Source organism: Shewanella algae (assembly GCF_009183365.2).
GTDB lineage: Bacteria > Pseudomonadota > Gammaproteobacteria > Enterobacterales > Shewanellaceae > Shewanella > Shewanella algae.
The window spans coordinates 276479-287500 of record NZ_CP068230.1 but is presented as its reverse complement, the minus strand read 5'-3'; the positions used below and the strand labels follow the sequence as shown (position 1 = coordinate 287500).

Genomic DNA, 11022 nt, shown 5'->3' with positions numbered 1-11022 from the left:
CCTACTAGCTAATCCCACCTGGGCTTATCCATCAGCGCAAGGCCCGAAGGTCCCCTGCTTTCCCCCGTAGGGCGTATGCGGTATTAGCAGTCGTTTCCAACTGTTATCCCCCACAAATGGGCAAATTCCCAGGCATTACTCACCCGTCCGCCGCTCGTCATCTTCAAAAGCAAGCTTTTGAAATGTTACCGCTCGACTTGCATGTGTTAGGCCTGCCGCCAGCGTTCAATCTGAGCCATGATCAAACTCTTCAATTAAAGTTTTGGTTGATTCCGAAGAATCGACTCAATGAATTCTGTTCGTATGAACACTCTTCATCGAGTTAAATCGTTTTGTCGATTTCTCAATGCCTGTGAGTGTCCACACAGATTTGCTTGTTTATCTTGTTAAAGAGCAATCCCTTAGGCGCTGCGGCCATCGGGTCAGGGCTGCGTATTCTACGCTTTCCTGCTGCGGCGTCAAGAGGTAATTACCATCTTTTTTCGCCTGTCGTTGAAAGGACTCGAGAGCCGTTTTTCTTCGACCCTGTCACGTCTTTCGCGTTGCCGCTGTGCCGTGTCAGTGGGAGCGCATTATAGGGAGCCAAAACTTTTGTGCAAGGGCTTTTTATAAGAAAAAAGATCGCTTGCCGATCTTTTAGGCAAAAACGATCTTTTTCTGCAATTATGGCTATTTTACGCCCTAATTTACTCAGTTTGCGGCCGACTTGGGTGCATTTTCCTGTTCAATAAAGCCTTCGAGTAAGGCTATCGCCTTTGGGTCACCCCAGTCGACGAAACTGCGGACAAAGGCAATCAGCTCCCCTTTACCATTAAGAATAAAGGTCGCCGGGATAGTATCGAGTGGGAATATCTGCCCCAACTGCATTTGTGGGTCGTAGTAACTGCGGAAATTTGCCATCCCCAGGGATTGTAGAAAACTGGCCACTTGCTCCTGGCCACCCTGATCGATGGAAATCGGCAGCAGGGCAAACTCCTTATCACTGAACTGCCCTTCAAGCCGCTCCAGAGCAGGCAACTCCCTGACACAAGGAGGACACCAAGTAGCCCAAATGTTGACCAACACCACTTTTCCCTTGTGTTGACTGAAATCCAATTGGCTACCGGTCTTATCCTGGAAGGGAACCACTTCCAGAGGGAAGCTGTGAGGGAGTACATTGATCTTGTCGACACTGGATTGGATCTGATTGTGATCCTTCGGCTGCATACCGGGATAAGCCTGCGCCCCCAGAGACAGGGACGCCAGCAAGAGTAATGAGTATCTGAGTTTGCTCATTACTTGTCTCGCTTCAATAGCTCATCCAACTGGCGTTGTTCTTCGGCAGACAGTTCGAGCGCTTTACCACCGGTAGTACGCTGTTTGCGGATGAAAATAAAGCCAATCAAACCACCGAACAACAGCAACGCCACAGGGCCCAGCCAAAGGACGTAGGTCTTGGTCTCAAGCCTTGGCTTATAGAGAACGAATTCGCCGTAGCGACTGGTCATGAACTGGACGATTTCATCATCAGCCTTGCCCTCTTCCACCATCTTGTACACTTCAAGACGCAGATCGCGGGCAACCGGTGAGTTGGAATCGATCAGGTTTTGATTCTGACACTGGGGGCAGCGCAGCTCATGAGCCAGCGACAATGCCCGCTTCTGCTTATCAGGAGAACTGAACTCGAAGGTATCCACCGGCGTTGCCGCCACCTGAGCGGCATAACCGAGCAGGAGCGCCGCAATAGCAAAGGTTTTCAGCAACAACTTTCTCATGACGCTTTATCCTTAGCGGCCTCGGCCTGCAACTGTTGGATCATGGGATACAAGGTTTCTTTCCAAACCCGCATATCTACCGGCCCGGCATAGCGATAACGAATGACACCGTTGTGATCCACGATGAAACTCTCCGGCGCACCATATACCCCGAGATCCAGACCGAGACGACCGTCCTTGTCATAGATATTCAACGTGTAGGGGTCGCCTTGGCGAGAGAGTTCTCTTACCGCCAGCGCCCGCTCGTCACGGTAGTTGATGCCATAGATGGGCACCAAGTTTTGTCGAGCCAACTGCATCAGGTAGGGATGTTCATACTTACAGGATGGGCACCAAGTCGCCCATACGTTCAGCATGGATACCTTACCTTTAAGATCTTCGTTGGTGATCATCTCTCCCGGCGTTTCCAGTTTCTCCAGCTGGAAGGCAGGCACAGGCTTACCTTCCAACGCAGAATCCAACTGCTGTGGATTCAAGAACAGTCCCTTGTAAAGGAAGATCCCCATCAAAAGAAACAATATCAGTGGAATAAAAAGTATTAGCTTCTTCATCTTCTTCTTACCTGTTTCAGGCTGTTGCCAGTTTGGCTTTCTTGGCTGCAGCCGCTTCTTCAGCGCGGGCTTTGGCACGATAGCGCTTATCTGAAGCCGCAAAGAAACCACCAACCATCATAAAGATACCGCCAAACCACAACCAACGAACAAAAGGTTTGTAGTTCAGTCGCACTGCAAACTCAGTACGGCTTACAGGGTCGCCCATAGTGACATAGAGATCCCGGAACAGACCCCAGTCGATACCGGCCTCTGTCATATCCATGGTGCGAACATTGTATTGACGACGATCCGGCTGCAACAGAGCAATCTTTTCGCCATCTTTCAGTATTTCAACCTGCCCTTGCTGTGCCGTGTAGTTAGGGCCAACAACGTTACGGGTTTCCAGATACTTAAAGGTGTAACCGGCCAACTCATGGCTGACGCCTGGGCCCATGCGCACACTCTTCTCAATAGAGTAGTTGGACACCATGGTGGCCCCCACTACAGAGACAGCAATACCCAGGTGGGCGATGATCATCCCCAGTTCACTGCGGCCCATACGCGCCAAACTGACACTGCCGTCTTTCGCTTTAATCACGTTGTAACCGGCACGCAGAGTCGCCAGCACAATCCAGACAGCCGCACCTATACCCAGTGCAACCCAGATGTTGAACTCACCACCGGCAATAAATGGCGCTATCACGCCCAGTACAGCTGAAATGATCGCAGGCAACAACAGCTGGCGCTTGAGCTCACCCTGCTTGGATTTTTTCCAGCGAATGATGGGGCCAATCCCCATAAAGCCGAACAGTACCAGCACGATGGGAACAAATACTGCATTGAAGTATGGTGGGCCAACGGAAATCTTACCCATGCCCAAAGCATCGATCAGCAGCGGGTAAAGGGTACCAAGCAATACGGTACCTGCCGCTACGGTCAGCAATACGTTACAGACCAGCAGCATGGTTTCTTTGGATTTCAGCTCGAAACGGGCAGGGCTGCTCATTTCACTGGCACGGAAAGCAAACAGTGTCAGCGAACCGCCTATGGCCAAGCCAAGCAGCAGTAGAATGAACATACCCCGGCTTGGGTCTGCCGCAAAGGAGTGCACTGAGGTCAGCACACCAGAACGAACGATAAAGGTACCCAATAAGCTCAGGGAGAAGGCAAAGATAGACAAGAGTACTGTCCAGTTACGGAAGGCACCGCGTTTCTCTGTCACTATCAAGGAGTGAACCAGCGCTGTACCGACCAGCCATGGCATAAAGGATGCGTTTTCAACCGGATCCCAGAACCACCAACCACCCCAGCCGAGCTCGTAATATGCCCACCAGGAGCCCAGTGCGATACCACCTGTTAGGAAAATCCAGGCGGCCAGAGTCCAAGGGCGGCTCCAACGAGCCCAGGCAGAATCGAGTCGACCGCTCATCAGTGCGGCGATGGCGAAAGCAAAGCTGACAGAGAAACCCACATAACCCAGATACAGCATAGGCGGGTGGAAGATCAGACCCACATCCTGCAGCATGGGATTAAGGTCGCGCCCTTCCGCCGGGATCGGGAATAAACGTTCGAATGGACTGGAAGTGAGTAGCATGAACAGGGTAAAGCCTATGGTGATCATCGCCAACACGGCCAATACCCGAGCGGTGAACACCTCTTCCAACCCCTTACTGAAGAAGGCTACAGCTGCAGCCCATACAGAAAGTGAGAAGACCCAGAACAACAGCGAACCTTCATGACCACCCCAAACTGCTGCAATCTTAAAGAAGATAGGCAATTGAGAATTGGAATGATGGGCCACATAGGCGACTGAGAAGTCATCGGTTGCGAAGCTGTAACCCAGCGCGATTACCGATAAAAAGATGAATAAAAACATACCGTAACTCAGAGGCCAGGCATAGCGCACTAAGTATTGGTCTTTGCGGGCAACACCGATCAGGGGGACGGTCATCAGCAGTACAGCGAACGCCATCCCTATGATCAATGAGAAATGTCCAAGTTCTGGGATCATGGGTTTTCCTCAGTTTCCAGGTCAATGTCTGCCAAGCTTCTTATTCTGGGCAGACGCACAACTACGGGGCACACACCATTACCTTGTTAACTTAATCACGGCTTAAAAGCCGTAACGGTTAACAGGTATATATTACGAATTTTTGCTCATTTTAGTATTTGCTTTTGTTCCTGTCTGCCACTTTCCACCAATTATGGGTTGCGGCTCTCATTCTCCGAGAGGCCAATATCAGTAGGGAAAAGGCGGCAAGACTCAAGGCTGTGACAGGCGTTAACTAGAGAAGTTTCATTGAATTTTTTGCTGAAATTTGGAACTGTGAACCAGTGCCCAACTATGACCATTAACCCAGATGGGGGGCTTATATTACTGTTCAATGAATCATCTTTCCGTATAATCTTGCAGTCAGGCCGTGCGGTAACCCCGCTTTGTCACAAACCAACGTGAAATAAACATAATGACCACTTTTTGGATTTTTATTGCGATTGTTGTGTTAGTCAGCCTGGGGCTGATCTGGCTTCCTCACTTCCGGCAACAGAAGCTGCTCAAGGCTGAAGAGTCCGGTGTCCGCAAACAGACCAACCTGGAACTGTTTAATGAACGTCTAGCCATTCTGGAGAAGGAACACCAGGAAGAACTGCTGGATCAAGACGAATTTGAATCCCTGAAAAAAGAACTGGAAGTCAGCTTACTGCAGGACATCAAACAAGGAGCCGACGAATCACTCGACTCTCAGGCTAAGCCTAAAGGGCTACTCTGGCCAAGTCTGATGTCGGTTGTATTACTGGTTGTTGCCGGCTACTCCTATCAGCAGTTGGGTGCCTATCAAAATATCGATTCGCCTCAACCAGAGAATCCCCATGCCGGTATGAGCACTGAGCAGATCATGATGCAGCGAGTGCAGATGATGGAGTCAGCTGTGCAACAGGAGCCTGAAAACAGCCAGGCTTGGTTCAGCCTGGGTCACGCCTATATCTCTGCCGGACAATATGATCAGGCAGTCGCGGCCTTCGATAAAGTGATCGAACTTGTGGGTGTACATGCCGAGCTGCTGGGTCCTAAAGCCACCGCCCTCTACTATAAGGCTGGCCAGCAGATGATCCCTGTGGTTCAGTCGCTGATCGATCAGGCACTGAAGCTGGATCCACAAGACCCTTCCACTTTACTGCTGGTTGGTATGGATGCTTTCTTTACCGCAGACTACAACAAGGCCATCGGCGCTTGGCAGACTATTCTCGACAGCGATAGAGCCGACGTGGATCGTGCCGCACTGATCAATGCTATCGACAGCGCCAAGATGCGTATGCAGGCAGAAGGTGGTGCCACCATGCCGAATGACGAAGCCCATAAAGGCCTGAAGGCAGCCACAGCCAAGACAGTGACACTGAATGTTTCTATCGCTCCTGAACTGGCAGCCAAGGTCAGCAATACTGATATGCTGTTCATCTTTGCCAGAGCGACGGAAGGCCCCAAAGTTCCACTGGCGGCCACCAAGGTGAGTGCCAAGTCATTACCTGTGACTGTGACTCTGGATGACTCCACCAACATGGGCGGCAACGTCAAACTCAGTGATGCAACCGACGTTGAAGTGATTGCGGTATTGTCCAAGCATGGCAGCGTTAAGCCTCAGCCTGGCGATCTGCAAGGTAAGCTGGCCAGCATTAAAGTTGGTGCCAGCGGCGAACTGGTGCTGGATACCGAAGTCCAGTAATCCTTGGTAAACAGACATAAAAAAACCGGCTGATGCCGGTTTTTTTATGATGATACCTGATTACTTGGACATGAACTCGATAGCGTTCTTGTAATCTTCATCAGTACAATCTGTGCACATGCCACCAGGAGGCATAGCGTTCAAACCAGACTTAACGCTGTTAAGCAGGGTGTCGATACCTTTGGCCAGGCGAGGCTCCCAAGCAGCAGCATCGTGTGCTTTAGGTGCACCGGCAACACCCATGCTATGGCAGACTTGGCAGGCTTTATTGAAAACGGCCTCACCTTCTTGGGCTGACACGTTCGCAGACATAGTCAATGCAGCTACTGCGGTCATTGCTAACAGTTTTTTCATGTTCAATGTTCCTAATGCAAATACTTACAAAGCTCAACGCTGCCCTTGGTTAAATAGGCAGACTCATTTTAGCTCGCTAAGAGTACAACAAACTTCAACAAATCTCATCTTTTTGTGATTAAAATCGCAGCTTGTCCTGTAAATAAGGACAAAGGTCGCGAATTCATTAATATATTAGTAACAGATTAAAAAGTTCCCAAAAATTCACTTTTATTGGAAGCATATCAAATTGCTGAAACTTAGTGCGATGCAGTGGTAAACCCCAGCCAGAGCATGTGTTAGTATCTCTTGTGTTTCCTTACCGCTTGTTATAGAGGGCTCAGTGGCAGAACCAAAACCTACATCACTGCTGTCGGCAAGCAGCCTCACTTGTATTCGTGAAGAGCGGATACTGTTCGATGAACTCAGCTTCGATATCAACCCTGGCGATATAGTCCAAATTGAAGGTCCCAACGGCGCAGGTAAAACCAGCCTGCTGCGGATCCTTGCAGGCCTGTCGCGCCCATACGGGGGGAAAGTCCTGTTTCAGGGAGAAGCTATCACTCGTTGCCGCGATGAGTTCAATGAAAACCTGCTTTATCTGGGCCATCTCGCCGGCGTGAAAAGCGAACTCACCGCCGAGGAAAACCTTAACTTCAATTTAAGAATCAGTGGGTATGATGACTTTGATGCACGGGAAATCCTTGCCAAAGTCAACCTGACCGGGTTTGAAGAAGCGCTTGCAGGCCACCTTTCTGCTGGCCAACACAGACGAACCGCACTCGCCAGGCTCTGGCATACCGCCTGTAAAATCTGGATTCTGGATGAGCCCTTTACCGCGATCGACAAGAAAGGGGTCGCTGAATTGGAGCAACTCTATATTCGCCATGCCGATGCCGGTGGTTGCGTCATTCTGACGACCCACCAGGATATGGGCATCATTACAGATGAAAGGTTGCGGAAAATCCGCTTGGATTATCGCTTCGTATAAGGCTTAGCAGAGATGAACAGAGGCATTAGTTTTACCAAGGCATTTTTCACCCTGCTGAAACGGGATCTACAGATTGCCGTGCGTCATCGTGGTGATATTTTTAACCCACTGCTGTTTTTTATCATAGTGGTTACCCTGTTTCCGCTGGGTATAGGTCCTGAGCCACAGGTGTTGACCCGGATTGCTCCCGGGATTATCTGGGTTGCGGCCTTGCTGGCAGCCATGTTGTCACTGGAGCGGCTGTTCAAGGCAGACTTCAGTGACGGAAGTCTGGAGCAGATGTTGCTTAGCCCGCAGCCACTGGCGCTGTTGGTACTGGCCAAAGTGTTTGCTCACTGGTTACTGACTGGCGTACCTTTAATTATAATTGCACCGCTGTTGGCTGTGCTGCTGCATCTGGACGACAACAGTTACGGCGCCTTGATAGCCACCTTGATGCTGGGGACACCTGTATTGAGTCTGCTTGGCGCCATAGGTGTTGCTCTTACAGTGGGCTTACGCAAAGGCGGAGTGCTGCTGAGCTTGCTGATTTTGCCACTGTATATACCAGTGTTGATCTTTGCGACCGGCGCGATCGACTTTGCAGCATCCAAACAACCCTATGATGGTCAGCTGGCGATTCTAGGCGCCATGCTGGTCGGTTCTTTAGTCTTGGCACCTTTTGCTATTGGTGCCTCATTGCGAGTGAGTACTAACTGAAATGTGGAAATGGTTACATCCCTACGCCGACCCTCAAAGGGCGTATCAACTGTCAGGAAAACTACTGCCTTGGTTTGCACTGCTTGCCCTGGCACTTATCGCAACCGGAACCGTGTGGGGTTTGGCATTTGCTCCCACAGATTACCAACAAGGTGACAGCTACCGTATTATCTTTATCCACGTACCAGCGGCATCCATGTCGATGGCTGCTTACATGGGTATGGCAACCGCAGCCTTCATAGGCCTGGTGTGGCAGATCAAGCTGGCCGATTGGGCAGCTGCCTCTATCGCACCAATTGGTGCCGTGGTCACCTTTATCGCTCTGTTCACTGGTGCCACCTGGGGTAAACCCATGTGGGGCACTTGGTGGGTTTGGGATGCACGCCTGACCTCTGAACTTGTGCTGTTGTTCCTGTATCTAGGGGTTATCTCTCTTTATGCCTCATTCGAAGACAAGGTTCTGGCCGCCAGAGCCGCCGGCATTCTGGCCATAGTTGGAGTGATCAATATCCCTATCATTAAGTATTCGGTTGAATGGTGGAACTCACTGCACCAGCCATCCACTATCCGAATCACCGAAAAGTCGACCATGTCTACCGACATGCTCTACCCTTTATTGATCAACATATTTGGGTTTGGTTTGATGATAGGTGCCATCACTCTAGTGCGTTTCCGTGCCGAAATTCTGGCCCGTAACGGAATGCGCCCTTGGGTTAGGGAACTGGCCAAGGCCGAAGGAGTCAAATAATGCAGTTTCAATCTTTAGCAGAGTTTTTCAACATGGGCGGCTATGCCTTCTATGTGTGGTTGGCCTACGGTGTCACTTTCGTGTCCCTTAGCCTGCTTATCCTGGTCAGTTCGATGAAGAAGCGTCGGGTACTGCAGGAAATAGCATCCAAAGTGCAACGTGAGGAACGCCTCGCTCAAAACCGGAGTAACAGATCGTGAACCCAAGACGCAAAAAGAGACTGGTATTGGCTGTAGCCTTGATTGCAGGTGTTGCTGCCGTGGCTTCCTTGCTGTTATATGCCCTCAACTCCAACCTTAACCTCTTCTATACTCCCACCGAGATAGTCAATGGTAAAAAGGATACTGGCATCAAGCCGGAAGTGGGCCAGCGGATCCGCGTGGGCGGCATGGTTACTGTAGGCTCTATGGTGCGTGACCCTGAAAGCCTGCATGTTGAGTTTGCCGTACATGATGCCGCCGGCGGCGAAATCATTGTGACTTATGATGACCTCTTGCCTGACCTCTTCCGTGAAGGCCAGGGTATCGTCGCTCAGGGCGTATTGATTGAAGGTGGTAAGTTAGAAGCCTCTGAAGTGCTGGCCAAGCATGATGAAAACTATATGCCACCTGAAGTTGCCGAAGCCATGGGCCAGACCCATGAAAAGCTTGAGTACAACACGCAACAGGTCGGCGGCGCCAAGTAAATGCCCATAGATAAAAAAGCCTCTTCGGAGGCTTTTTTATTACTTGCAGAGTCTGAAATTTCTGCCACGCTAAAATTCTATAGACTGGATACAAGGACTTAGCATGCGCGCATTGGTTTTTCTGGGGTTACTGCTTTCACTGCCAACCGGTGCCGCCAATCTCTTGCTGATTGAGTCCTACCATGCTGAATATCCCTGGGATCAAAGTTATAAAGCCGGCATAAGAGCTATCCTCGGTGATAAGCACCAATTTCACACCTTCGCTCTCGATACCAAGCGACTACCCAAAGCGCAATTTAAAATCCAGGCCGATAGTGCTTGGCAAAGATACCTGGAACTTAAACCCGATTTGGTATTTCTCGCCGATGACAATGCCTTGATGCTGCTACATGAGCGCTTCAGCCAAACCCAGACTCCTGTGGTTTATCTAGGGATCAACGGCAATCCTCGTGACTACGGAATAAAGCATACAGGTAACATTACCGGTGTGCTGGAGCGCCCCCTGTTCAAACGTTCCCTCTTGATGGCACAGGCCATGCTGCCAACTCAACCACCACACAAGTTTTTGTTACTGTTTGACTCAGGCTATACCTCGGATACAGCGGTAGCCTCCATCAAAAAGCTCAACCAAAATTTGATGATAGGCAACAACCAAATCGATATAGAACAACATCAGAAGTTCAGCAGTTGGCAGTCGTCTGTTTCGAGTGCCAGAGAACGTGGCTATGACGCCGTGTTTGTGGCCCTGTATCAAACGCTGCAAGACGATAAGCAACAAACGGTAGATGAGCTGGAGGTAGCGCGTTGGACCCACGACAACGCCACTGTGCCTCATTTTGGTTTTTGGCATTTCAGTGTCGGCCCTGAGGGCAATATTGGGGGCTATATTCTGGATGGCAACAAACATGGACGCATAGCGGGTACCATAGCGAAACAGATCCTGGCGGGCAAAATGCCGGCAGAGATATTCCCCAAGATGGATACCAGTGGTGCTTATCTATTCAGTGAGAGTGGTTTAAAGCGATGGCAACTGAGTTTGCCGGAAAGGGTCAGGGAGCAGGCCGAACTCGTGGATTGACCTTCGGCGACGAACAAATAAAAAGCCCCGCGGTTAGCGGGGCTTTTTCAGAACTTACCTGAGATTACTCAGCAGCAGCTTCAACTTCTACAGCTTCAGCAGCTTCTGGGCGACCAACCAGCTCGATGTAAGCCATAGGGGCTTTATCACCGGCACGCAGACCGCACTTCAGGATACGGGTGTAACCACCAGGACGTTCCTGATAGCGTGGACCCAGTTCGTTAAACAGTTTACCTACGACTTCTTGGTCGCGAGTACGAGCAAACGCCAGACGACGGTTTGCTACGCTGTCACTTTTAGCAAGTGTTATCAGAGGCTCAACTACGCGACGCAGTTCTTTGGCCTTCACTACGGTTGTCTTGATGATTTCATGACGAACCAGTGAACTTGCCATGTTACGGAACATGGCTTGGCGGTGACTGCTGTTGCGGTTAAGTTGACGACCACTCTTACGATGGCGCATGACCTAATCCTTATAACCT

General features: G+C 50.4%; 13 protein-coding genes and 1 rRNA gene (1 of these 14 running past the window's edge). 7 read left to right on the top strand and 7 right to left on the bottom strand.

The window, feature by feature from the left end; genetic code table 11:
• The 5 genes from E1N14_RS01410 to E1N14_RS01390 all read right to left on the bottom strand — a co-directional run.
• Positions 1–257 (bottom strand): 16S ribosomal RNA (locus E1N14_RS01410) (it extends 1288 nt beyond the left edge of the window).
• Between the two features lie 433 nt (positions 258–690).
• Positions 691–1275 carry a TlpA disulfide reductase family protein gene (locus E1N14_RS01405; protein ID WP_025011990.1) on the bottom strand — a complete coding sequence of 195 codons (585 nt, stop codon included), beginning with the start codon at positions 1273–1275 and terminating at the stop codon, positions 691–693.
• Complete coding sequence (nrfF, locus tag E1N14_RS01400; protein WP_025011989.1) at positions 1275–1754, bottom strand: heme lyase NrfEFG subunit NrfF; 480 nt, start codon at positions 1752–1754, stop codon at positions 1275–1277. Before nrfF ends, E1N14_RS01405 begins: the two co-directional genes overlap by 1 nt.
• Complete coding sequence (locus E1N14_RS01395; RefSeq protein ID WP_025011988.1) at positions 1751–2305, bottom strand: DsbE family thiol:disulfide interchange protein; 555 nt, start codon at positions 2303–2305, stop codon at positions 1751–1753. The genes nrfF and E1N14_RS01395 overlap by 4 nt, the downstream gene beginning before the upstream one ends.
• A 16-nt stretch (positions 2306–2321) precedes the next feature.
• On the bottom strand, positions 2322–4298 hold the full coding sequence (locus tag E1N14_RS01390; protein WP_025011987.1) for a heme lyase CcmF/NrfE family subunit: 1977 nt from the start codon (positions 4296–4298) through the stop codon (positions 2322–2324).
• Between the two features lie 454 nt (positions 4299–4752).
• Between E1N14_RS01390 and ccmI the strand changes: the two genes are divergently transcribed.
• Entirely contained in the window at positions 4753–6006 is a 1254-nt protein-coding gene (gene ccmI / locus E1N14_RS01385) for a c-type cytochrome biogenesis protein CcmI (protein ID WP_025011986.1), read from the top strand.
• A gap of 60 nt (positions 6007–6066) precedes the next feature.
• Here ccmI and E1N14_RS01380 read toward each other — a convergent pair whose 3' ends face one another.
• Complete coding sequence (locus E1N14_RS01380; RefSeq protein ID WP_025011985.1) at positions 6067–6360, bottom strand: c-type cytochrome; 294 nt, start codon at positions 6358–6360, stop codon at positions 6067–6069.
• A gap of 322 nt (positions 6361–6682) precedes the next feature.
• Between E1N14_RS01380 and ccmA the strand changes: the two genes are divergently transcribed.
• The 6 genes from ccmA (at position 6683) to E1N14_RS01350 (ending at position 10540) form a co-directional block, all read left to right on the top strand.
• Positions 6683–7330: a cytochrome c biogenesis heme-transporting ATPase CcmA gene (gene ccmA / locus E1N14_RS01375; RefSeq protein ID WP_062793947.1), complete on the top strand. Its 648-nt coding sequence runs from the start codon at positions 6683–6685 to the stop codon at positions 7328–7330.
• A gap of 12 nt (positions 7331–7342) precedes the next feature.
• Positions 7343–8029, top strand: a complete 687-nt coding sequence (ccmB, locus tag E1N14_RS01370) for a heme exporter protein CcmB (RefSeq protein WP_025011984.1) — start codon at positions 7343–7345, stop codon at positions 8027–8029.
• Between the two features lies 1 nt (position 8030).
• Entirely contained in the window at positions 8031–8777 is a 747-nt protein-coding gene (locus E1N14_RS01365; protein WP_025011983.1) for a heme ABC transporter permease, read from the top strand.
• Positions 8777–8977: a heme exporter protein CcmD gene (gene ccmD, locus E1N14_RS01360; protein ID WP_025011982.1), complete on the top strand. Its 201-nt coding sequence runs from the start codon at positions 8777–8779 to the stop codon at positions 8975–8977. The genes E1N14_RS01365 and ccmD overlap by 1 nt, the downstream gene beginning before the upstream one ends.
• Positions 8974–9462: a cytochrome c maturation protein CcmE gene (gene ccmE, locus E1N14_RS01355; protein ID WP_025889966.1), complete on the top strand. Its 489-nt coding sequence runs from the start codon at positions 8974–8976 to the stop codon at positions 9460–9462. Before ccmD ends, ccmE begins: the two co-directional genes overlap by 4 nt.
• Before the next feature lie 103 nt (positions 9463–9565).
• Entirely contained in the window at positions 9566–10540 is a 975-nt protein-coding gene (locus E1N14_RS01350; RefSeq protein ID WP_051547194.1) for an ABC transporter substrate-binding protein, read from the top strand.
• Positions 10541–10604: 64 nt separating this feature from the next.
• Here the strand turns inward: E1N14_RS01350 and rplQ are convergent, their stop codons facing one another.
• Positions 10605–11003 carry a 50S ribosomal protein L17 gene (gene rplQ / locus E1N14_RS01345; protein ID WP_028781249.1) on the bottom strand — a complete coding sequence of 133 codons (399 nt, stop codon included), beginning with the start codon at positions 11001–11003 and terminating at the stop codon, positions 10605–10607.
• Positions 11004–11022: the final 19 nt, after the last annotated feature.

Coding starts and splice junctions, on each gene's coding strand:
- E1N14_RS01405 (WP_025011990.1), bottom strand. CDS start 1,275: ATGAGCAAACTCAGATACTCATTACTCTTGCTGGCGTCCCTGTCTCTG.
- nrfF (WP_025011989.1), bottom strand. CDS start 1,754: ATGAGAAAGTTGTTGCTGAAAACCTTTGCTATTGCGGCGCTCCTGCTC.
- E1N14_RS01395 (WP_025011988.1), bottom strand. CDS start 2,305: ATGAAGAAGCTAATACTTTTTATTCCACTGATATTGTTTCTTTTGATG.
- E1N14_RS01390 (WP_025011987.1), bottom strand. CDS start 4,298: ATGATCCCAGAACTTGGACATTTCTCATTGATCATAGGGATGGCGTTC.
- ccmI (WP_025011986.1), top strand. CDS start 4,753: ATGACCACTTTTTGGATTTTTATTGCGATTGTTGTGTTAGTCAGCCTG.
- E1N14_RS01380 (WP_025011985.1), bottom strand. CDS start 6,360: ATGAAAAAACTGTTAGCAATGACCGCAGTAGCTGCATTGACTATGTCT.
- ccmB (WP_025011984.1), top strand. CDS start 7,343: ATGAACAGAGGCATTAGTTTTACCAAGGCATTTTTCACCCTGCTGAAA.
- E1N14_RS01365 (WP_025011983.1), top strand. CDS start 8,031: ATGTGGAAATGGTTACATCCCTACGCCGACCCTCAAAGGGCGTATCAA.
- ccmD (WP_025011982.1), top strand. CDS start 8,777: ATGCAGTTTCAATCTTTAGCAGAGTTTTTCAACATGGGCGGCTATGCC.
- E1N14_RS01350 (WP_051547194.1), top strand. CDS start 9,566: ATGCGCGCATTGGTTTTTCTGGGGTTACTGCTTTCACTGCCAACCGGT.
- rplQ (WP_028781249.1), bottom strand. CDS start 11,003: ATGCGCCATCGTAAGAGTGGTCGTCAACTTAACCGCAACAGCAGTCAC.